Raw genomic sequence first — 21005 nt, 5'->3', positions numbered from 1 at the left:
CCCAAAATGACCGCCAGCCAAGAGACTCTCGTAAAGGCCCTGATCGCCGCCCATGATGGCGGCCCGCTGGTGGGGCCGGTTGATGCCGCAGACGTGCCCGCCGACATGACCGCCGTCTACGAGATGCAGAACCTTATCATTGCGGGGATCGGCCCCGTCGGTGGCTGGAAGATCGTTGCCGGTGGCCAGGGCGAACCGCTCTGCTCGCCCATCCCGGCAAATCGCTTCTTTGCCAATGGCGCAGTGCTCGATGCCAAGACGCATCGCCACTTCATCGCCGAGGTTGAAGTTGCCGTGCTCCTGGGTGCTGATCTCTTCGGCAAGCCCAACAAGTTCGAAGTCGAAGCCGCCATTGCCTCGGTCAATCCGGTGCTGGAAATGGTCGCCAATCCCTTCACCGACCGCGACGCCACTCCGCGCAACCTGCAGCTGGGCGATCTCCAGAGCAATGGCGCCGTCGTCGTCGGCCCGGCCGTCTCCAACGACATTCGCGCCGATCTGCCGACCCTGGCGGTGTCGCTCGTCTATGATGGCACCCTCGCCAAGGATGTCGCCACCGGCGCCTCCTGGGACGACATCGTGGCCGCCCTCGTCTGGCTCGCCCCGCATGCCGAAGCGCGTGGTTTCCCGCTCAAGGCCGGCCAGACCATCATCACCGGCGCCCGCGTCGCCGCCCCGCTCGGCACTGCCGATCTCGTCGAAGGCAAGCTCGGCGACTGGGGCAAGGTTTCGGCTCGCTGCACCTATTAGGCGTCTCCGCCCCTCCTCGCCATCGTCACCACCGGGCTTGTCCCGGTGGTCCATGCCTCCCCGAGCTGGATTGCCGGGACAAGCCAGGCAATGATGACAGAATTGACGTTTGATCCAAAACCTTCTGTTGGCGCCCCCAACAAAAAAGGCCCGCTTTCGCGGGCCTTTTTCATTCAGAACATCAGCGCTTCGAGATCCATGTCGTCGCTCGCTTCTTCGACCGGCGCTGCAACCGCGCCACCGAAGAACCGGCTATGAATCTGCCGCTCCGCTTCCATCGTATAGGTTTTGCGCAGGCGTTCGAGCACCGGCACGAGTTCCGCCGCCAGTGCGTCAGGCATGGCCTCGGACGAAAGCCCGGCAATCTGGAGCGCAATATCGTCCATGCTCTCGGCCAGGCGCGACTGCCCATCAATGCCCCGCGCTGCGGCTTGCAACTGCGCGATAACCTTCGGGCCATCGGCATTGAGGCTGGCCATGGCGGCAGACAGGCCCTCGTCCAGCTGCGTCAGCAGCGTCATGGCATGATTGGCCTGCTGTTCGAGCCGCCCGATCTGGCCGGCATTGTCCCCACCTGCAGCTGCGCCAAAGGCACCGGCCAGGGCTGAGGCTTCATCAAGCTGCGCCATGGCAGCTTCCGCCGCGACAACGGTTTCGGTGGTCAATTCGCGCAGCTGCGAAGCGATCACCGTGAGCGAGGCCCCGCGCGGGCCTAGCTGGGCGCAGCGCACCGCCGCGTTGAGCGAGACAAGGCGCATATTGGATTCGATATCCTGCACCGCGGCGACATGGCCGAGAAGAATCGACACTGTCTGCTGCACGGCGGCGGCCACCGCTTCGAGCTTGCTGCGTTCCATTTCGCAGTCGCGCAAAATTTCCGTCGCTACGCGCAACTGCGCACTCAGCACTGTCAGGGCTGAAGCCTCGTTGTCGCCATCGCCGTAGAGATTGCGGCTGCGCGCCATGATGGTGCCGGCATCGCTTGCCAGCGCCTGCAATGCCTGTTCGGCCTCGCCCACTTCGCCAGCAAAGTCGGCGGCGGTTGCACGCAACTGTTCCTGTTCGAGAAGGCTCAGCGCAGTCAGCGCCTGGGCGCTTGCGGCGGCATCAAACTCGGCACCGCCAACGATATCGGCGAGGCAATCCAGTCCTGCTTCCACATGTTCAAGCCGCTGGCGGGTGGAATCGCCCACCTGCAAAGCCATCACCGCACTGCCGATCCGCCCGACGATCTGGCGCGACACGCGGCCCGTCTCGGCCGAGCTTTCCACCGCCGATTGCCGCTGCCGGTCGAGCGCTTCGAGCGTCTCGTCGAGATTATGCGCCAGTTCGGTGAGCGTATGGGCATGGGCCGCATCAAAGCGGTCGCGCTGGCCGGCGGCCTGATCGACCTCGGTCACCAATTGCCGATAGACTTGGCTGAATTCGTGGATGGTCGATCGCGCCGAATCCGACAGCGTCGAGATATCGGTGGTAAAGACCTCGAAATCGTCGCTGTCGCCGACAATACCGGCCGCCGTCACCCGCGCATTGATCGAAACGATGCCGATCATTTTGACCGTGCGCCGCAAGACGCTGATCGGGCCATTGGCGGCCGAAACCACTTCCACGAGGCGCGTCAGATCGGCCTTTTCCTTGGCAAAGTCTTCAGTGAGCTGCAGCGCCGTGCGCGCCACGGCACGCAGCTGGCTCGAGGCTTCGCTCACTTCCTCACCCTGCAGGGCCGCGGGCAGCGCTTCGAACTGCCGCGTCAGCCTGTTGAGCATGGCCGCGCCTTCAGACAGGCGCGAACCGACGGAAACGAAGGCCTCCTCGATTTCCTGCCGCGGCTTGGCGAGAGCCGAAGAAAGTGCGGAAACGTCCCTGGCTTGGGGCTTGTTATTGGTCATGCCATGCCTCCGGTTGGTTTTGGAGCGTTACGGGCAAAGGCGACGATTTCGGTCGCCATGCGAGAGAGTGGCAGCACGCGCACGGCCGCACCGCGCTGGATGGCCTCCTTGGGCATGCCGAAGACGACGCTGCTTTCTTCGTCCTGAGCGACGGTCGGGCTGCCCATCTGCCGCATTTCGAGAAGACCCCGGGCGCCATCGTCACCCATGCCCGTAAGAAGCATGCCGAGCGCATTGCGCCCCGCGGCCTGGGCGGTCGAGCGGAAGAGCACGTCCACGGACGGCCGATGGCGCGACACATGCGGACCTTCGACAATCTTGACGGTGTAGCGCGAACCATTGCGCACGAGCTGCATATGCACATTGCCCGGCGCAATCAGCGCGCGGCCAGCCATCACCAGGTCACCATCCTCGGCTTCCTTGACGGTAATGGCGCAGGTCGAGATCGAGCCGGCGCGCAAAGGCACCGGTGAATTTTTCCGGCATGTGCTGGACGATGAGAATGGCCGGGCTATTGGCCGGCAATTCCTCCAGCACCTCGCGCAGGGCTTCGGTGCCACCGGTCGAGGCCCCAATTGAAACGATCGGCTCGGTCACCGGCATGCGCGCAATCAGGCTATCGCGGCGCATATCCGAAATCGGCGGCACCACGGCGTCTGCCGTCAGCTTGGCTTCGACCTTGAGTTCCGGCGCGGCCTTCTTGAGGCCCTTCATCTTGGCATGCGCGGCGGCCTTGGCCGCATCGCAAATGCGCATGCGCGATTCTTGCAAAAACTGCGCGGTGTCGACACGCGGCTTGGTCACGACATCGACCGCACCCGCTTCCATGCACTGCATCAGGGTATCTGAGCCCGCCTGGGCCAGACCCGAGCAGATGACCACCGGAATGGGGCGCTGGGACATGATCTTCTTGAGGAAAGTCAGGCCATCCATGCGCGGCATTTCGACATCGAGAAAGATCACGTCGGGCACTTCGTGCCGGATCTTCTCGACCGCCACATAGGGGTCCGCCGCCGTCGCCATGACCTCGAGGTCAGGGTCGGCGGAAATGATTTCGCTCAGCGTGGTCCGGACCGAGGCGCTGTCATCGACGATCAGCACGCGGATCTTGTTCATGACTAATCAGCTCTCACACGCGCTGGAAGACGGCAGGCGCAACCTGCCGGACGGGGATCGACGTACCGATCATGGACTCGGAATGACCAAGAAGTAGATAACCGCCGGGCCGCAGATGGCCGACAAGCCGGTTGATCACCTTGGCCTGATCTGCCTTGTCGAAATAGATCAGCACATTGCGCAGGAGGACGATGTCGACATCCTTGTCGAAGGGGTACTTCTCGTCCATCAGGTTGAGCCGGTGGAACTGCACCAGACGCCGCAGTTCAGGCACGATACGCACATCGGGCCGGACGCCGGCCTTGCGCGACCACATCAGATATTGCGCCTGCATGGATTGGGGCACTGGCACGATCTGCTCGGCCGGATAAACGGCCCGCCGGCCCATATCGAGCACGTCGGTCGAAATGTCGGTCCCAAGGATCGAAAAACGGAAATTCTTCTGGGCCTTCATCATGTCGGCCAGAACCATGGCGCAGGTAAAAGCCTCGGCGCCGGTTGAAGACGCCGCGCTCCAGATTTTCAGCACCGGATTGCGCTCGCCGTCTCGCGCCGCCAGCAATTCCGGCACCATCTTGGACCGCATCAGCTCGAAATGCTCGGGCTCGCGGAAAAAGTCCGTCTTGTTGGTCGTCACCACATTGATGAGATAAGGCAGTTCGGCCTTGAGCCCATCCTTGCGGAAAACATAGTCGCAATAGCCGTCAAAGGTCGCGATCTGCAGCGCGCGCAGGCGCCGGCGCAAGCGGCCTTCGACCATCAGGCGCTTGGCCGGCGGCAGGCGGATGCCTGCTTCGGAACCGATCAGGGCCGAAATCTTGGCAAAGTCGGTATGGCTCAGATGGTCTTCGCCATCGGCTTCAAGAATTGGGGCACGCGATACTAGAGCCACTCTGGTCTCCAAGGGGAGAGGGGCCCGCGCCAGGTGTAGCGCGGGTCGGAAAGGTTCAGGCGGCCGAGAGGACGTCAGCCCCCTCACCCAGGAGCTTGTCGAGATCGAGCACGGTCACGAAGGCGCCGTTGCGCCGGCCAATGCCCTCGATGCAGTGGTCCTGCCAGCGCGCATTGAAGTTCGGCGGCGGATCGAGCGTCTCGCTGTCGAGCACCGTCACCTCGAAGACGCGGTCGGCCCGAAGGCCCAGCGTCACCGGCCCCGAAGCGCTGTTGACGCAGAGCACGACGATGCGCGTCGTTTCCGTGTCGGCTGCCGGCTCCATGCCGAGCGTCAGCCGCAGGTCGAGCACGGGCACGCCCTGCCCGCGCACGTCGATAATGCCGAGGAAATTGTCCGGGGCCCGCGGCAGGCGCGAGATGACGCGCATGTCGAGGATTTCCTCGGACCTTGGTCACCGGGGCAGCGAAGAGTTCCTCCGCCACGCCCAGGGTCACATATTGATTGTGGTCGGCCATGGTGCCCTCTTGTTATGCCGAAATACGCGTGAAGCCTTCGTCGATCTCGTCCGACGCGCTGTCGAGCGACAGATCGAAGCCGCCGGCATTCGCCTTGGGCCGGCCGGCCGCCTTGTTCATGTGGGGAGCCGAGGCCATGACGGCGCTCTTGAGATCGCGCTTGGCCTTGGGTGCGCTCGCCTGGGTGGCGGCGGCCTTGTTGAGGCGGAAGTAGCTGATCGCCGCCTGCAGCTGTTCGGACTGGCTCGCCAGTTCCTCGGCGGTCGAAGACATTTCCTCGGCGGCCGAAGTGTTCTGCTGGGTCACCTTGTCGAGCTGCTGGATGGCGGTATTGATCTGGGCGGCGCCGGCATTCTGCTCGCGGCTGCCGGCGGAAATTTCCTCCACCAGTTCCGCGGTGCGCTGGATATCGGGCACGAGCTTGTTCAGCATCTCGCCGGCCGACTGCGCTGCCTTGACCGTCGTGCCCGACAGGGTCGAGATTTCGGCAGCAGCAGCCTGAGAGCGTTCAGCAAGTTTTCTCACTTCCGAGGCAACAACCGCAAAGCCGCGGCCATGTTCGCCGGCGCGGGCAGCTTCCACCGCCGCGTTAAGCGCGAGCAGGTCGGTCTGGCGGGCGATTTCCTGCACCACCATGATCTTCTGGGCGATGGTCTCCATGGCGTTGACGGCGTCGGCGACGGCCTGGCCCGAGGCAATGGCGTCGGCAGCGGACTGGCGCGCGATCTTCTCGGTCTGGCTCGCATTGTCGGCCGACTGCCGGATGGTCGCGGCCATTTCTTCCATCGAGGCGGAGGCCTCTTCGGTGGACGAAGCCTGTTCGGTTGCGCCCTGGCTCAGCTGTTCGGCCGTGGAGGACATTTCCGGGCCCCGGCCGAAACATTGTCGGCCGAGGAGATGGCGTCGGCGATGACCTCGCGCAGCTTTTCAACCATGCGCTCGAGCGCAATGCCCAGCGTGTCCTTGTCCGACAGGCGCTTGGGTTCGACCGTCAGGTCGCCATTGGCGATCTGGTCGGCAAGCGCGGCCGTCCCACGCAGGTTCTCCGTCATTTTGTTGACGGTTTCGACCACGTCGCGGATTTCGTCATTGCTGGTCACCTTGATCGTCTGATCGAGATCGCCAATGGCGACCGCGTCGATGGCCCGCTTGACGCTGGCAAGGCCCCGGGCAACGCCGACCGCGATCCAGAAGGCGGCGACGAGCGCAAACAGCACCGCGCCGATCGAGACGATGATGGTCGTCATCGAGGTCGAGGCATATTGCTGATTGGTGCTTTCATCGGCCTCGCGCAGCATTTCGTCGGCCCGCTCCACGAGCTGCCTGACGGCCTCATCCATCTCGACGGTGACATCGCGCGATTCACCCTTGGAAAGCTGGGTTGCGGCGGTCACATTGCCCGCCTGCACCAGGGCCAGCAGGCGATCGCTGATGGCGTCGAAGCGCTTGCCCACGGCGCTGGCATTCTGCCACAGCGCCTTGCCTTCGGCCGGCACACTGCCTTCGCCGGCCGCCTGGGCCGACCAGAAGGCATCGCGCGCCGCGACCATGGCAGTGGCATATTCCTCTACATCGGCCATGCTGGTGGTCAGCAGCATGCTCTTCTGCTGGCGCACGCTTTCCAGCGTCGCTATCTGCAGGTTCTGGGCCAGCTTGAGACGCTCGACCGGGCCCGTGATGATATTGGTGATTTCCTGGTTGAAGTGGCCGAGATTGAGCATGCCGAACGTGGCGATGCCGGCCATCATGACAATCAGGAGGCCGAAGGCAGCGGCCAGTTTGAGCTTGATCGTTAAACGCATTTGGTTTGTCCGGGCGGAAAGCCGATTGACGATATGACGCTTGGTTCGCCGCCGTGTTCGGGCGTGGGCGATCTTCAGGCGGACGCGCCGGGAAAACGGCGCGTCCGGCTCATGTCAGAAGTCAGGCTGCGCCTGCGCGGGAGAACTCGCTGTCGAGATCATCCGAAGCGCCATCGAGCTCGAGATCGAAACCACCCGTATTGGCCTTGGTCCGCCCGACGGAAGCCGTCATGTGCGGCGCCGAGGCGGCGACAGCGGCGCGCAGATCGCGCTTGGCTGCCGGTTTGCGGGCGGCCTGACCGGCCGTTGCCGAGACGTTGAGGCGGAAGTAGCTGATCGCGGTCTGCAGCTGGTCGGCCTGGCTCGCCAGCTCTTCGGAGGTCGAGGACATTTCCTCGGCTGCCGACGTATTCTGCTGGGTCACCTTGTCGAGCTGCTGGATGGCGGTGTTGATCTGAGCCGCGCCAACATTCTGTTCGCGAGAGCCGGCAGAGATTTCCTCCACCAGTTCCGCCGTGCGCTGAATGTCGGGTACGAGCTTTGAGAGCATCTCGCCGGCCGACTGTGCTGCCTTCACCGTCGTTCCAGACAGGGTCGAGATTTCGGCCGCAGCAGCCTGAGAGCGTTCAGCCAGTTTTCTCACCTCAGAGGCGACCACCGCAAAGCCACGACCATGCTCGCCGGCACGAGCGGCTTCCACCGCGGCGTTGAGGGCGAGAAGGTCGGTCTGGCGGGCGATTTCCTGCACCACCATGATCTTCTGGGCGATGGTCTCCATGGCCGCCACGGCATTGTTCACTGCTTCGCCCGAGGCAATCGCATCGGCAGCGGACTGGCGGGCGATCTTTTCGGTCTGGGCGGCATTGTCTGCCGATTGCTTGATGGTGGAGGCCATTTCCTCCATCGAGGCGGAAGCCTCTTCGGTGGACGAGGCCTGTTCGGTCGCGCCCTGGCTCAGCTGTTCAGCGGTTGCCGACATTTCCTGGGCGCCGGCCGAGACATTGTTGGCCGAAGTGATGGCATCGGAGATCACGTCGCGCAGCTTTTCGACCATGCGTTCGAGCGCAATGCCCAGCGTGTCCTTTTCCGACAGACGGCGCGGCTCGACAGTGAGGTCGCCGGCGGCGATCTTTTCGGCCACGGCAGCCGAGGCGCTGAGGCCTTCGACCATGCGCTGCATGGCCTGGCCGAGCACGTCCTTTTCCGAGAGCACGGTGGGCTTGGCAGAGAGGTCGCCATAGGCCACCTGATCGACCACCTTGGCCGAAGCGCGGAGATTGTCGGTCATGACATTGACGGTGTCGACGAGGTCCTTGATCTCGTCATTGCTCTTGATTTCGACGCGCTGGTCGAGATCGCCGATGGCAACGCCATTGACCACCTGCTTGACCCGATTGAGGCCACGGCTGATGCCCAGAACGATCCAGGTCGCAGCGACGCCGGCGATGATGGCCGAACCAACGAGCAGGCCGAGCAGCAGCATCATGGAATTCTGATAGGTGGCGTTGGCCTGCAGCACACCGTCACGCAATGCGTCGCGGTTGGTCTGGATCATGGTGTCCAGAATGGCGACGGCTTCGAGGCGAATGGCATTGGCCGCATCAACCTGTTCGGTCGCCAGGAGGTCGGCGCGCGTAATACTCATGGCGACGGCCTTGTCCATGGCCAGAACCATTTCTTCGTAGGCAGCCTGGACGGCACCGAAGAGCCCGGCTTCGCTGGCTGGCAAGGCGCGTCCCAGCGTCGGCATCTGCGAGGCGATGGCGGCAACACCATCGAGGTAGTCCGTGTGCCACTTGTCCTGCAGCTCGCGATCCATCGAGGCAAGGAGCACGTTGCGCTGCTGCCGGAAGATGTCCGTCATGGTGAGGAACATGTCCGTGGCCTGCTGATAGGCCGGGAAGGCGCTTGCATCGCCAGCAGCAACGCGGCTCGCCAGCGACTTCTTGAGCGCCCCCATGCTCTCTTCGACCTTGCCCAGGGCGGCGCTGCCCTCGCTGCGGCTGATCGCCAGCGCCTGCAGGTCGCTGTTGACCTGTGCCGGTTCCGAGGCCTGCTTCACGCCTTCAACATAGGCTTCAAACTTGACGGTAAACTGCTCCAGAGTCGCAATGTTTTGCGGATCGATCAGGTTGGCCTCGAGCTTTTCCGTAGCGGCCGAGGCCGCGTTGTAGCTCTCGAGCAGTCGCTCGGTGATGGTGGTCATGGTGGCCGGATCGTCGGTCAGGATCAGAGCGCGCGCACGCGAACCCATCGCTTCCATGTCGGCCTTGAGGTCCGCCATCGTCAGGGAGTTCGTTGCCCGGACATTGACGATGTTCTCGAGCGAGTCGTTGAGCTGACCCAGGTTCTGGATCGCGATCAACATGCTGCCCGCCGAAAGTGCGACGACCGTCGCAAAAGTGGCCGCGAGCTTGGCCTTGATAGTCATTCTCATTTAGATAGTGCCCCTTCTAGGCCGGTCGTGGCGCGTCACAGCGCGGTCGTCGAAATGGATGCCGCGTCGTCCATCGCGGCACCCGGGTTTGCAATCGGTCTCAGGCCGCGCCGCGGCGTGAGAATTCGTCGTCGAGGTCGTCCGAGCCGCCTTCGAGATCGAGATCGAAGCCGCCGGAATTAGCCTTGGCGCGGACCGGAGCCTTGCTCATATGCGGTGCCGTCGCCATGACAGCCGAGCGCAGGTCGCGCTTGGCCTTCTTGGCCGGCGGAGCGGCATGGAGCGCGGCGGCCGCCGTGGCGTCGAGCCGGAAGTAGCTGATCGCGGCCTGGAGCTGCTCGGCCTGGCTCGCCAGTTCCTCGGCCGTCGAGGACATTTCCTCGGCCGCCGAAGTGTTCTGCTGGGTCACCTTGTCGAGCTGCTGGATGGCGGTGTTGATCTGGGCGGCGCCGGCATTCTGTTCGCGAGAGCCGGCGGAGATTTCTTCCACCAGTTCCGCCGTGCGCTGAATGTCGGGCACGAGTTTGCCCAACATCTCGCCGGCAGACTGCGCCGCTTTCACCGTGGTGCCCGACAGGGTCGAGATTTCGGCAGCTGCCGCCTGAGAGCGTTCAGCCAGTTTTCTCACCTCAGAGGCGACCACCGCAAAACCGCGGCCATGTTCGCCAGCGCGGGCAGCTTCCACCGCAGCATTGAGGGCAAGCAGGTCGGTCTGGCGGGCGATTTCCTGCACCACCATGATCTTTTCGGCGATGGTCTGCATGGCGGCGACGGCATTGTTCACCGCTTCGCCCGAGGCGATGGCGTCGGCAGCAGACTGACGGGCAATCTTCTCGGTCTGGGAAGCGTTGTCGGCCGACTGCTTGATGGTGGAGGCCATTTCTTCCATCGAGGCGGAGGCCTCTTCGGTGGACGAAGCCTGTTCGGTCGCGCCCTGGCTCAGCTGTTCGGCCGTGGCCGACATTTCCTGGCTGCCCGAAGCGACATTGCGGGTCGCGGCGGTCACTTCGGACACCACTTCGCGCAGCTTGGCGGTCATGGCGTTGAGCGCCTTGATCAGGTCGCCGACTTCGTCGTCGCCCTTGATGCTGACACTGGCATTGAGGTCGCCGTCGGCCACTTCATTGGCAAGGCGGACAGCGCTCGACAGGGCCTTCGAGATCGACATGACGATCCAGGTGGCCGCGACGGCGGCGATCAGCACGGAAGCGATCAGGAGGCCGATCAGGAGCATTCGGCTCTGTTCATACATGGCATTGGCGTCGGCCACGGTTTCGTCGAGCAGGCTGTCATTGCGGGCAATGATGCCATCGATCAGACCGGCGATCTGTTGGCGCAGGGGGGCAGCCTCTTCAGTGTTGGTCTTGAGCGTCACGAAGTCCGAGCGCTGCATGGAGATGTCGTTACCGGCCCGCATGGCATCGACCATTTCGGTGATAGCGGTGCGAACCTGGGCGAAAGCGGCCTGGTCGGAAGTGCCGATGAGACGTGCGACGCGCTCGACGGTCGGCTCGATATCGCCCACCCCCGCATTGAAGTCGTTCTGCCACTCGTCCTGCTTTTCTGGATTATCCGAGGCGAGCAGGATATTGCGGTGTTGGCGGAAAACGTCGCTGACCATGAGGAAGAGATCGCTGACCCCTTCATAGGCCTGCAACACGTTGACGTCGCCCGAATTGAGGCGCGTTTCGAGGCTGTTGCGCAGATTGCCGAGACTATCTTCCACCGCCGTGATGGCGGCGCTGCCCCGGGTCGTGGTCAGGGTGAAGGCCTCAGTATCGGTGAGCTTGCGGGACGTTTCCTGCATGCGCGTGACCGCTGCGCGGTAGCCCGCTAGCGTGTCGACGATTACCTGCATATCGGCATTGGAAGCTTCTACCGAGAAGTCACCCTGCAGATCCTGAGCCAGCGTGGTGATCTTGGCCAGCCGTTCGTCCATACCGGTAATGGTGGCGTCGAGTTCGGCCTGGTCCTGCGACAGGATGAGCTTCTGCGCATCCGCAGCCATGTTCATCATGTCATATTGCATACCCTTGAGCACCATTGAGCGCTCGACCGGACCATTGATGATCCGGCCCATCTCACTGTTGAGCGTGCCGAGATTGCCAAGGGCCATGAACATGGAGGCGCCCGAGAGCGCCACGACCGTGGTGAACACCGCGGCCAGTTTGGTTTTGATGGTCAGTCTCACGATGCAGCTCTCTCTTCTGGTGCAGCCACGGACGCGCTTCTGCCGCCCGGTGTTTCAAAAATGCGTTCCATGTCGGGAATGATGATGAAGCCGCCATTGCGCTTGCCGATGCCCTTGACGAATTCGGGGCGCCAGCGCATGCCGACCTTGGGTGCCTCTTCGATGGAAGCAGCCTCGATATCGGTCACGTCATGCACCTTGTCGGCCAGGATGCCGGCAATGGTGGGTTCGCCGTCGATATCGACTTCCATGACGACGATGCGGGTATCCTCATCGGGTTCGGGCCGTTCCATGCCGAACATGACCCGCAGATCCGCCAACGGCACGACGCGGCCGCGCACATTGATCAGCCCGCCCACAAATGCCCTGGCGCTCGGCACCTCGGTGATCGGCACGAGATCGAGAATCTCGCGCACGCGGCTCGCCTCGACCGCAAAGAGCTCGTCTTCGAGCCTGATGGTCAGGGCGGTCATAAACTCCTGGTTCTCGCTCATGCGGCCCTCCCCAAATTGCGTTCGACATAGGACTGGCCGGAGGCCACGAGGTGCGCGGTGTCGAGGATCAGCGCCACCGTGCCGTCACCGAGAATGGTGGCGCCGGAGAACGACTTGATGCCCGAATGCAGTTTTGAGAGCTGCTTGATGACCGTCTGGTTGTTGCCGATGATCTGATCGACCACGAGCCCGACACGCCCTTCGCCCGAGGAGACGATGACCACCTTTTCGTGCTCGTCGCCCTGCCCCTTCAAACCGAAGACCTCGCGCAGGCGCAGATAAGGCACGAGGCTGCCGCGGATATCGAGGAAGTTGCGGCCCTTGGCCGAGGCTTCAAGGCCCACCGGCAGTTCGACGCATTCCTCCACCGCCGCGAGCGGGATGGTGTAGCGTCCATCCCCGACCCGGATCAGCATGCCGTCGATGATGGCGAGCGTCAGCGGCAGCCTCAGCGTAAAGACCGAACCCTTGCCCGGCGTTGTCGTCACATCGATGGTGCCGCGCAGTCCATCAATGGTGCGCTTGACCACATCCATGCCAACGCCACGGCCCGAAAGTGCCGTCACCTCTTTCGCCGTCGAAAAGCCCGGGGCGAAAATGAGATGGTTGAGTTCCTGCTCGGTCAGCTTGGCATCGGCAGTGATGAGCCCGTTTTCCTCCGCCTTGGCGCGGATGCGCTCATGGTTGAGCCCCGCACCATCGTCGATGACGGAGATCGCCACTTCAGCGCCCGAATAGACCGCCGAGAGCCGCACCGTGCCCTTGGGCGATTTTCCGGCGGCAATGCGCTTTTCCGCGCTTTCAAGCCCATGGTCGACCGAGTTGCGAATGAGGTGCACCAGCGGATCAGCCAGGCGCTCGATGACGGTCTTGTCCAGTTCGGTTTCTTCACCGGTGGTGATGAACTCGATCTGCTTGCCCAATTCCCCCGAAAGGTCATGCACGAGGCGCCGGAAGCGCGAGAAAATCGTCCCGATCGGCACCATGCGAATGCCCATGGTGGTGTCGCGCAGCCCCGAAGACAGGCGTTCCAATTCCTCGGCAATGGTTTTCAGTGCCGTATCGGAGGAGCTATTGGCGATCTGGCTGAGGCGCGCCTGGGCGATGACCAGTTCGCCAACGCGGTCCATCAGCTCATCGAGGCGTTCGGCCGGCACGCGCAGCGAGGTTGCCGCCGGTTTTTCGGCCTCGGCCTTTTCCGCAGCCTTTGCCTTCTTGGCGGGAGCGGCCTTGGCAACCACCGGCTCGGGCACGAAGGGCGCTTCGGGCATGGCGTCGTCGGACGGGGCCGCAACGGCGATTTCCATCACCGGTGCCGGAGCTTCAGCGACAGCCACTACCGCCTCGCCACCAAGCGGGGCCAGCGTCAGTTCCATATTGTCGCGCAGGAACAGGAAGACATCGTCGATCGCCGCAGTCGGATCGTCCGCCACCTCGATGTCGACCTGCCAGCCAAGATAGCTGACTTCAGGATCGATGATGTCGAGATCGGGAATCCGGTCCGTCAGCGCCAGAACCACTGTCGGGCCGATCCCGGCCAGCTCCTTGAGCAGCAGTTCGGGATTGGTGCCATAGATCAGCGCATCGCTGGGCAGATAGAAGGTCAGGCGCCAGCGCTTTGCACCGCTGTCCGCGGGCTTTGCCGGTTCCGCAACAAAGGCTGCCGGGGCAGGAGCCGGTGCTGCCACCGGCTCGGAAGCGGTTTCCTCATGCCCACCAACCGCAGCGCCATCGACGATAGCGCGCAACTGAACAAGAATCTCGGTGCCGCCATCCACAGGCGCATCCGGGTTCTCGATAAGAAGGTGAATGTGGTCCTTGGCATCAAGCGCCACGCCAATAAGAGCGGTATTGGCCTTGCTCTGGCCCTTGCGCACACGGTCAAAGGCGGTCTCGAATTCGTGCACGAATTCGGCGACCGCCGTAAAGCCGAACATGGCCCCCGAACCCTTGATCGTATGCAGGGCCCGGAAGGTGGAATTGATCAGGTCGTCATTGGAGGGGTCCTGCTCGAGATCGAGCAGGCCGGCCTCGAGCTGATCGAGCAGCTCGCGCGCCTCCTCGGCGGAATGTCTCTGTGGGATCGGAGATGTTCATGCCCCGGTGACCTTCTTGATAACGGCCAGCAACTGGTCCTGCTTGAAGGGCTTTACGATCCAGCCGGTCGCGCCCGCTTCCTTAGCCTGACGCTTGAGTTCCTCGTCGGACTCGGTCGTGAGCAGGATGATCGGGATGCCCTTGCTGGCGGGGTGCTGGCGATATTTGCGAATGAATTCGATGCCGTTGAGAACCGGCATGTTGAGGTCGGTGATGATGGCATGGACCGTATTGGTGGTGGCCTTGTCATAGCCGTCCTGCCCGTTGACGGCTTCGATCACGTCGAGGCCGGCGGCGGTCAGGGTCATGGCCACCATCTGGCGGATGGAGGCGGAGTCATCGATGGTGAGAATTGTCTTGGTCATGCCGTCGCGTCCCGTGGCGTTAAATGTGTTCTGTCCAGAAGCGGGCCGTCGGCTGGGCCGGGTTGAGGAACCCCGCGCCTTCAAGCACAGCTTGCAATTTCGGGCCCGGCGGCCCCTTCAATGTCAGTGATTTGCCCAGGGCCTCGGCCTTGGCGCGCGCCGCCAGAAGTGTCTGGACGGTGGTCACGTCGGCCTGGGCAATGTCCCTGGTGTCGAGCGCAACCGCGGCATGTTCGGCAACCGCCTCCTTGAGGCGGCCAAGCATGTCCTGAGCGGACTTGACCGAAACGTCTCCGGTCAAAACGAGCGTGAAAGTGCTGCTCCCGGTCATGGCAGCGACCTGGTCGGAAAAAATATCAGCGATGTCATAATGCTCTCAGGCGTGGGTTAGTTAACAACCGATGAACGGTTCAAAGTATTCAGGCGGCGTGCGAACCCGTCTGGATAGTCAATGGACGATGTTTGCAGCCGTATTCCCATCCGGCCTGGTTATGATCATTCCTTAAATGGCTTAATCATTGGTTACAGGTAGAAGTTTTTTACTAGTCTAGCTTGCCATCCGTTAGTATAACTCGCGAATAAATACAGACTCTTTGCAAGAGTATCCCGCACCACGATTCTGAGTCCAACCGTAGCGGCGGGGAATCGTGGCAAATAGACTCTTGAACGATTCAGAGTCCTCCGCCGGGCAATATTGATTGATTCATTGGTCCCGCTACTTGCCAGCGGGCCGGAAACGCCAAAATTGATGCAATTTTATGCAGTGCGGCAGGGCACCAGGGCCGGGCGCGCCCTGCCTTTATTTTGCCCTGATTGCGGCAAGGTCAAATCGCGCACGTGCTGAGCGCCAGTTCGCGAAAATGCGAAATGCGACTATTTTCTCATGTCATCAGACATTTGCGCGGCGGACCACGCCGCCGCATTGCCCAGCCATGGAAATCCAGCGGGATCAGGACGCAGCGCGTTCGGTCCAGTGGAGGCTGGGCTTTGCCAGATAGGAAAGCCCCTCGGTCTCGCCGGAAATACGGCGCAGCAATATCTGCCCGAGCTGACGCCCCGCTTCGACAAAGTCCTCGCCCACGGTTTCGGCGGCCGGCTGGAACTGCATGAACATGGAGGATGCCTGCTTGGTCACCACATGAGCGGTCTTGCCCACCACATGGCCGCTATCGGCCAGGCCGCCCAGAATGGCCAGGGCCGAAATCTCGGAGGCGCCGATATAGCCGTCCGGACCATCCGGGCGCTTGGAGCGCTTGATCACATAGTTGCGGATGGCATCGGTGGCACTGTTGAGGTTCACGTCGGCGGCAAATTCATAGGCGATACCGGTCTCGCGCGCCCCACGCTCGATGCCGGACTTGAGATGTTCCGTATAGGTCAGCGCGCTGTCAGGCAGCACGATGGACACTTTCTTGCAACCATGCGCGGCGAGGCGCAGCGTTGCATGATAGGCAAAATCCTCATTGTCGAAATCGACATAGGGATGGGCCTCGGGCCACTGGCTGCGGCCGTGGCTGACAAAGGGGAAATCATTGTCGACGAGGAAGCGGATGCGCTCGTCGAATGTCTCGGCTTTCGAGAAGATCACCCCGTCGGCCATGCGGTTGCGCACGATGTGCCGGATCGGCTCGATCGGCTGCACATTGCGGAACAGCGGGGTGATGACGAGGTGATAGGACGTGTCGCGCAGCGATTCGGTGATCCCGGTCACGAGCGAGGTGCCAAAGCCATAGATCTGCTCATCGGGTTCAAGCACCAGCGCGATGACATTGGTGCGTCCGGTTTTGAGGCGCAGAGCCGCGCGATCGGGCAGATAGCCGATTTCGGCGGCGATGCGCTGCACGCGGTCGCGCGTTTCCTGAGCCAGTTCCGGCGCATTGTTGAGCGCCCGGGAAATGGTGGTCACGGCAAGGCCCGTCATCTGGGCAATGGTCTTGAGCGTCGGCTTGCCGGAAGGCTTCACGCCGCGCTTGCTGCGCCCGGCGGACGGCAAATCGTCTTGCGACACGGAAATATCCCCTCATCCGTCCTTGGGCGGACGACGTTGTGAAGGGAAAACAACATCAGATTGAAGGCAAGAGATCAAGATAAAGCACAAAAGTCCCAACAGGCTCGACGCCCGTGGGATGTGCTCAACGCTTGGGCGGCTGCCAATTCGGCCACCTTTGCGCAGTAAAATCCTCCTGAGGTACGTATGTCAATATGCCGCCGACAATATTTGCGGCAACAGCTCTTAGCCGTTGTCTTGGCCCAAGTTGACATGTCAGAAGCGAGGTGAGGACGCTGCCATACAAGGCAGCGAGGCATTTTGGCGGCGATGACTTTCCCGCGGCAGGAGGAGACAGAAGATGCGCAAGGTCGGCATCGGTATCGTTGGTTTGGGCAATATTTCGGCCGCCTATCTGAAGGCCGCGCAGAGTTTTCCGGTTCTCGACATCAAGGCCGTGGCCGATCTCAATCCGGCCGCCGCTGCGGCGCGCGCCGCCGAGTTCGGCGTCAAGGCGGTCAGCATGGACGAGATCTTTGCCGATCCTGAAATCGAGATCATCCTCAACCTCACCATTCCAAAGGCTCATGTCGAAGTGGGCCTGCGCGCCATTGCCGACGGCAAGCACGTCTATTCGGAAAAGCCGCTCGGCGTCGTCTTTGCCGAAGGCAAGAAGCTGGTCGAGGCGGCCCGCGCCAAAAACCTGCGCGTTGGTTCAGCGCCCGACACTTTCCTTGGCGGTTCGCACCAGACCGCCCGCCGCATTGTCGATGAAGGCCAGCTGGGCCAGGCCGTCGGCGGCACCGCCTATTTCATGTGCCCCGGCCACGAGCGCTGGCACCCCAATCCGGCCTTTTACTATGAAGCCGGCGGCGGCCCCATGCTCGACATGGGCCCCTATTACATCACCGACCTCGTCAATCTGCTCGGTCCGGTCGCAAAAGTTTCCGGCTTCGGTACCATGCTGCGCGATACGCGCACCATCACTGCCAAGGAGCGCAATGGCGAGGTGATCCCGGTTCACGTCGCAACCCACGTCTCGGGCACCCTGGTCTTTGCCAATGGCGCCGTGGTGCAGGTTTCCATGAGTTTTGACGTTGCCGGTCACAAGCATGTGCCGCTCGAAATCTATGGCACCGACGCCACGCTGATCGTTCCCGATCCCAACAACTTTGGCGGTCAGGTCGAGCTCTTCAAAAAGGGCGGCGAGTGGACCAATGTGGACACCGACCAGCCCTATGCCGACGGCAATTATCGCTCGATCGGCCTTGCCGACATGGCCCATGCCATCGTCGAAAACCGCCCTCATCGCTGCAATGGCGACCTGGCGCTCCACGTCCTCGAAGTCATGGAAGCGTTTGAAACGTCCGCGCGTAGCGGCCAGGCCGTCGAAATCACCACCCCCGTCACCCGCCCTGCCCCGCTCGGCACTTCCCTTGTCGACGGCAGGCTCGGGCGCTGAGATTTCGCTTTAGGAATGAAAAAGAAAGCCCCGACGTGGATCGGGGCTTTCTCATTTTCACGGTGTCATTCCCGCGAAAGCGGGAATCTCCGTTCTCTGTCTTGCGGTCGGACTTAGCCCCGCTTCTGCGCCATCAGCGCCAGCGGCCTGCCTTCGAGATCGCCAAAAAAACCCATCCACTCTTCCATCCCATCTTCATGTCGATGGATGAGATGAGGCGTCTGCATGAACTCGACCCCACGCGCCGCGAGCGCCTCATGGGCCGCGTCGATATCGGCAACGCGAAAATACAGCACCGATTCCGGCCCCGCCTCGGTGCTCTCCTGCAGATAGAGCCGCAGCCCACCGCAATCGAAAAAGCTCAAGGCACCGAACTGATAAAGATGCGTCAGACCCAAGACGTCGCGATACCAGGCCGTAGACGCCTCGATATCGAGCACCTGACGCGAGACCTGCCCTACCGCCTGCAATAGTCCTTCATCGGCCATTTTCTCCTCCCCTCCCAAGCCCAACCTAAATTGGCGCCTGCCGGGGAGAAACGTCGAGTCCCAATTGCTGTCGGAGCTTCTTGCTCAGTTTCGTCGCAACCAGCCGATGGGCCTCGACCACATAGGCTTCCACGTCCTCTGGCCCGAGCGGCGAGTTGACCGAAATCGCCACCCAACCCGCCCGCGCAAAATAGGGCGCGGGGCGAATGCCGGGCAGCTCGGTAAGAAGGTCGAAGCTCATGTCCGAGACCTTGCACCAGACCTCGCCGGGGTCGCGATCGAGCAGCGCAAATATCTTGCCGCCGACCTTTGCGACCGAATCGTCGCGCCACTGACGCACCAGCGTCACCGCCGGGAGCGCCTCGACGAAGGCTTCGAAACCTTCGCGTCGCATGATGGAGGGATAGGTGAGGTTCAACGTTAACAGTCTGCTAACAAAAAGCGGCGCGTCAGACACGCGCCGCACAGGGAAGTGACTACTCGGCGGCAACCCCGAGCCCGATGGGGCAGCTCACGCCCGTCCCGTTGAGCCCACAATAGCCATTGGGGTTCTTGGCCAGATATTGCTGGTGATAGGTCTCGGCATAGTAGAACGGACCGGCCTCGTCGATCTCGGTGGTGATTGCTCCCAACCCCTTCTCGCGCAAGGCCTTTTCGTACATGGCCTTGCTCGCAGCCACGGTTTCAGCCTGCTCAGGCGTCGTCGTATAGATGGCCGAGCGATACTGGGTACCCACATCATTGCCCTGGCGCATGCCCTGGGTCGGATCGTGCTCTTCCCAGAAGGTTTTCAGCAGCGTTTCCAATGAGATAGTCTTGGGGTCATAGACCACCTTGACGCTCTCGGTATGGCCCGTACGGCCCGAGCAGACCTCCTCATAGGAGGCATTGGGCGTGTGCCCGCCCTGGTAGCCCACGGCAGTCACGAAAACCCCGGGCAACTTCCAGAACAGGCGCTCAGCGCCCCAGAAGCAACCGAGCCCGAAATAGATGGTCTCGACACCCTCGGGATAGGGCCCCTTGAGAGCGGCGCCATTGACAAAATGTTGTGATACGACAGGCATTTCCATGTCGCGGCCGGGCAGCGCCTCGGCTTCGGTGGGGATGGTAGTCGGCTTGGTGCGGAAGAACATGAGTTTCTCCTTTCGCCGCGTAATATGGGGATTGTCGCCCCCGATTTTTAGATCAGATATCGTCAGCCCGCAAAAACCGCTCCCGCCGCGGCTTGCGCCCCAGAAGCGCCAGCACGATCCCCGGCACGCCGATCACGGCGAAGGCGGGATAGGTGAGAACAGCGTCGAAGACCCGGTCGAGCAGATTGGCAAAGAACCGGCTATGAAAAAACTCCCGAACAATATCAAGGCTTTGCGCATGGATCTGCAGCCAGATATCGCCCAATGACGTCATGACGACGGCATTGGCCGCCAGTGACTTCGTGCCATCAATGACAAGCAAGACCAGCGCCAGGCCAATGAGCCAGGTGCCGACAATTCGCAAGGCTATCCGCATTCACCCCGTCCTGTGCTTGTGGGCGCCGACCGCTGCACCCCTGCACGTCCTTCCTTTTGCCACGCACCGGGGCCGTTTCACAAGAGATCAGCCCAATCACGAAAAACATACGGGACAGGACAAAACTCATGCTTGCGCCCGAAACGTTCATCAGTATATTGCGCCACGCTCGCAACGGCATAACAAGGCCGTGCACAACCTGGTTCCAGGGTTGCAAAGGCGATGCGGAGAGATGGCCGAGTGGTCGAAGGCGCACGCCTGGAAAGTGTGTAGGCGGGGAACCGTCTCGAGGGTTCGAATCCCTCTCTCTCCGCCATTTACCCCAAAGCCAGCACTTTCAATAACTTGGGCACCCGGAAATCTTGCGGACGCATTCGCATGTCTGTCCGCCCTTCAAGACCCTTCCGCCGCAAGGAGAATGGCTTCGATTGCCGCATAACCGCGGTTGCGAGCGTGCTCGAGCGCGGTGACGCCTTCCCTGTCGGCCAGATTGATGTCGGCCCCGGCATCAACGAGCAACCGCACGATCTCTACGTGGCGCTCGCCGCCGTCGCCGAGGATGACGGCCTCCAGAAGTGCAGTCCAGCCGAGGTTATTCACGTGGTCGATGTCTACCCCTGCTTCAATCAGCGTGCGTACGGTCTCGACATGCCCCCGTTCGGCCGCCGGGATGAGCGCGGTGCCGCCATAGCGGTTGGTGCTGCGCAGGTCCGCTCCATGGCTCAGCGTCAGCTTGAGGATTTCCAGATGGCCGCGGGCGCCGGCATAGAGGTAGGGGCTGTCGCTGATGTCGTCCTTGGCATTGACGTCAGCACCAGCTTCGATCAGGGCCTTGGCGGCCTCGACATTGTTGGCGTGGGTGGCGACCAACAGCGCGGTTCTGCCCATGGCGTCGCGTTCGTCGATAGCAACGCCCTCTGCAAGCAGAGAACTGATAGCCGCGGCGTCATTGCTGGCGGCCGCAGTGTGGAGCCCGGTTGTGGTCATTTCTTCACCCAAGACCGGAGA

The 21005-nt window shown here is 62.2% G+C and carries 17 protein-coding genes, 1 tRNA gene and 2 pseudogenes; 3 read left to right on the top strand and 17 right to left on the bottom strand.

The window, feature by feature from the left end; all coding sequences use genetic code 11:
- Positions 1-6 precede the first annotated feature (6 nt).
- Positions 7-750, top strand: coding sequence for a fumarylacetoacetate hydrolase family protein (locus tag NVV77_RS13740; RefSeq protein WP_295414204.1), 744 nt, complete (start codon positions 7-9; stop codon positions 748-750).
- Between the two features lie 173 nt (positions 751-923).
- On the opposite strand, the gene NVV77_RS13735 is transcribed toward NVV77_RS13740, so the two are convergent.
- From NVV77_RS13735 to NVV77_RS13680, 12 genes and pseudogenes are all read right to left on the bottom strand, one after another.
- Positions 924-2639, bottom strand: coding sequence for a hypothetical protein (locus NVV77_RS13735; protein ID WP_295414203.1), 1716 nt, complete (start codon positions 2637-2639; stop codon positions 924-926).
- A pseudogene (locus NVV77_RS13730) lies at positions 2636-3755 on the bottom strand (chemotaxis response regulator protein-glutamate methylesterase). Before NVV77_RS13730 ends, NVV77_RS13735 begins: the two are co-directional and overlap by 4 nt.
- Before the next feature lie 13 nt (positions 3756-3768).
- Positions 3769-4647, bottom strand: coding sequence for a protein-glutamate O-methyltransferase CheR (locus tag NVV77_RS13725; RefSeq protein ID WP_367178623.1), 879 nt, complete (start codon positions 4645-4647; stop codon positions 3769-3771).
- 55 nt (positions 4648-4702) lie between these two features.
- Complete coding sequence (locus tag NVV77_RS13720; protein ID WP_295414201.1) at positions 4703-5077, bottom strand: chemotaxis protein CheW; 375 nt, start codon at positions 5075-5077, stop codon at positions 4703-4705.
- A gap of 100 nt (positions 5078-5177) precedes the next feature.
- Positions 5178-6967 (bottom strand): annotated as a pseudogene (locus NVV77_RS13715) (methyl-accepting chemotaxis protein).
- Positions 6968-7088: 121 nt separating this feature from the next.
- Positions 7089-9404 (bottom strand): methyl-accepting chemotaxis protein, encoded by a 2316-nt coding sequence (locus tag NVV77_RS13710; RefSeq protein ID WP_295414198.1) that lies wholly within the window; start codon positions 9402-9404, stop codon positions 7089-7091.
- A 100-nt stretch (positions 9405-9504) separates the two neighbouring features.
- The gene (locus NVV77_RS13705; protein WP_295414196.1) at positions 9505-11595 is read right to left on the bottom strand and encodes a methyl-accepting chemotaxis protein; all 2091 of its coding nucleotides are present in this window, start codon (positions 11593-11595) and stop codon (positions 9505-9507) included.
- Positions 11592-12089, bottom strand: coding sequence for a chemotaxis protein CheW (locus NVV77_RS13700; RefSeq protein ID WP_295414194.1), 498 nt, complete (start codon positions 12087-12089; stop codon positions 11592-11594). The genes NVV77_RS13705 and NVV77_RS13700 overlap by 4 nt, the downstream gene beginning before the upstream one ends.
- Positions 12086-14113 carry a chemotaxis protein CheA gene (locus tag NVV77_RS13695; protein WP_367178628.1) on the bottom strand — a complete coding sequence of 676 codons (2028 nt, stop codon included), beginning with the start codon at positions 14111-14113 and terminating at the stop codon, positions 12086-12088. The genes NVV77_RS13700 and NVV77_RS13695 overlap by 4 nt, the downstream gene beginning before the upstream one ends.
- Positions 14114-14182: 69 nt before the next feature.
- Positions 14183-14551 (bottom strand): response regulator, encoded by a 369-nt coding sequence (locus NVV77_RS13690; RefSeq protein ID WP_035079565.1) that lies wholly within the window; start codon positions 14549-14551, stop codon positions 14183-14185.
- Positions 14552-14570: 19 nt separating this feature from the next.
- On the bottom strand, positions 14571-14882 hold the full coding sequence (locus NVV77_RS13685) for an STAS domain-containing protein (RefSeq protein ID WP_295414192.1): 312 nt from the start codon (positions 14880-14882) through the stop codon (positions 14571-14573).
- 618 nt (positions 14883-15500) lie between these two features.
- Complete coding sequence (locus tag NVV77_RS13680) at positions 15501-16559, bottom strand: LacI family transcriptional regulator (RefSeq protein ID WP_295414190.1); 1059 nt, start codon at positions 16557-16559, stop codon at positions 15501-15503.
- Between the two features lie 340 nt (positions 16560-16899).
- Here NVV77_RS13680 and NVV77_RS13675 point away from each other — a divergent pair, with 340 nt between their 5' ends.
- Positions 16900-18000 carry a Gfo/Idh/MocA family oxidoreductase gene (locus NVV77_RS13675; protein ID WP_295414188.1) on the top strand — a complete coding sequence of 367 codons (1101 nt, stop codon included), beginning with the start codon at positions 16900-16902 and terminating at the stop codon, positions 17998-18000.
- 113 nt (positions 18001-18113) lie between these two features.
- Here NVV77_RS13675 and NVV77_RS13670 read toward each other — a convergent pair whose 3' ends face one another.
- Genes NVV77_RS13670 through NVV77_RS13655 form a run of 4 tightly spaced genes read right to left on the bottom strand, consistent with a single transcriptional unit; the run spans position 18114 to position 19997 of the window.
- Positions 18114-18488, bottom strand: coding sequence for a VOC family protein (locus tag NVV77_RS13670; protein WP_295414186.1), 375 nt, complete (start codon positions 18486-18488; stop codon positions 18114-18116).
- A 25-nt stretch (positions 18489-18513) separates the two neighbouring features.
- On the bottom strand, positions 18514-18906 hold the full coding sequence (locus NVV77_RS13665) for an MmcQ/YjbR family DNA-binding protein (protein ID WP_295414185.1): 393 nt from the start codon (positions 18904-18906) through the stop codon (positions 18514-18516).
- A 58-nt stretch (positions 18907-18964) separates the two neighbouring features.
- Complete coding sequence (gene msrA, locus NVV77_RS13660; RefSeq protein WP_295414184.1) at positions 18965-19621, bottom strand: peptide-methionine (S)-S-oxide reductase MsrA; 657 nt, start codon at positions 19619-19621, stop codon at positions 18965-18967.
- A 52-nt stretch (positions 19622-19673) separates the two neighbouring features.
- Positions 19674-19997, bottom strand: coding sequence for a hypothetical protein (locus NVV77_RS13655; RefSeq protein WP_295414182.1), 324 nt, complete (start codon positions 19995-19997; stop codon positions 19674-19676).
- 226 nt (positions 19998-20223) lie between these two features.
- On the opposite strand from NVV77_RS13655, the gene NVV77_RS13650 reads away from it, so the two are divergent.
- A tRNA-Ser gene (locus NVV77_RS13650) sits at positions 20224-20313 on the top strand.
- A 77-nt stretch (positions 20314-20390) separates the two neighbouring features.
- Here NVV77_RS13650 and NVV77_RS13645 read toward each other — a convergent pair.
- A complete protein-coding gene (locus NVV77_RS13645) occupies positions 20391-20984 on the bottom strand; it encodes an ankyrin repeat domain-containing protein (protein WP_295414465.1) in 594 nt (197 codons plus the stop codon).
- Positions 20985-21005: the final 21 nt, after the last annotated feature.

This window comes from Devosia sp. (genome assembly GCF_024707125.1).
Lineage (GTDB): Bacteria > Pseudomonadota > Alphaproteobacteria > Rhizobiales > Devosiaceae > Devosia.
Note: the sequence above shows the minus strand (reverse complement) of the source record. Positions and strands in the feature narration are given on the sequence as shown.

Coding starts and splice junctions, on each gene's coding strand:
- NVV77_RS13740 (WP_295414204.1), top strand. CDS start 7: ATGACCGCCAGCCAAGAGACTCTCGTAAAGGCCCTGATCGCCGCCCAT.
- NVV77_RS13735 (WP_295414203.1), bottom strand. CDS start 2,639: ATGACCAATAACAAGCCCCAAGCCAGGGACGTTTCCGCACTTTCTTCG.
- NVV77_RS13720 (WP_295414201.1), bottom strand. CDS start 5,077: ATGCGCGTCATCTCGCGCCTGCCGCGGGCCCCGGACAATTTCCTCGGC.
- NVV77_RS13710 (WP_295414198.1), bottom strand. CDS start 9,404: ATGAGAATGACTATCAAGGCCAAGCTCGCGGCCACTTTTGCGACGGTC.
- NVV77_RS13700 (WP_295414194.1), bottom strand. CDS start 12,089: ATGAGCGAGAACCAGGAGTTTATGACCGCCCTGACCATCAGGCTCGAA.
- NVV77_RS13690 (WP_035079565.1), bottom strand. CDS start 14,551: ATGACCAAGACAATTCTCACCATCGATGACTCCGCCTCCATCCGCCAG.
- NVV77_RS13685 (WP_295414192.1), bottom strand. CDS start 14,882: ATGACCGGGAGCAGCACTTTCACGCTCGTTTTGACCGGAGACGTTTCG.
- NVV77_RS13675 (WP_295414188.1), top strand. CDS start 16,900: ATGCGCAAGGTCGGCATCGGTATCGTTGGTTTGGGCAATATTTCGGCC.
- NVV77_RS13670 (WP_295414186.1), bottom strand. CDS start 18,488: ATGGCCGATGAAGGACTATTGCAGGCGGTAGGGCAGGTCTCGCGTCAG.
- msrA (WP_295414184.1), bottom strand. CDS start 19,621: ATGTTCTTCCGCACCAAGCCGACTACCATCCCCACCGAAGCCGAGGCG.
- NVV77_RS13655 (WP_295414182.1), bottom strand. CDS start 19,997: ATGCGGATAGCCTTGCGAATTGTCGGCACCTGGCTCATTGGCCTGGCG.
- NVV77_RS13645 (WP_295414465.1), bottom strand. CDS start 20,984: ATGACCACAACCGGGCTCCACACTGCGGCCGCCAGCAATGACGCCGCG.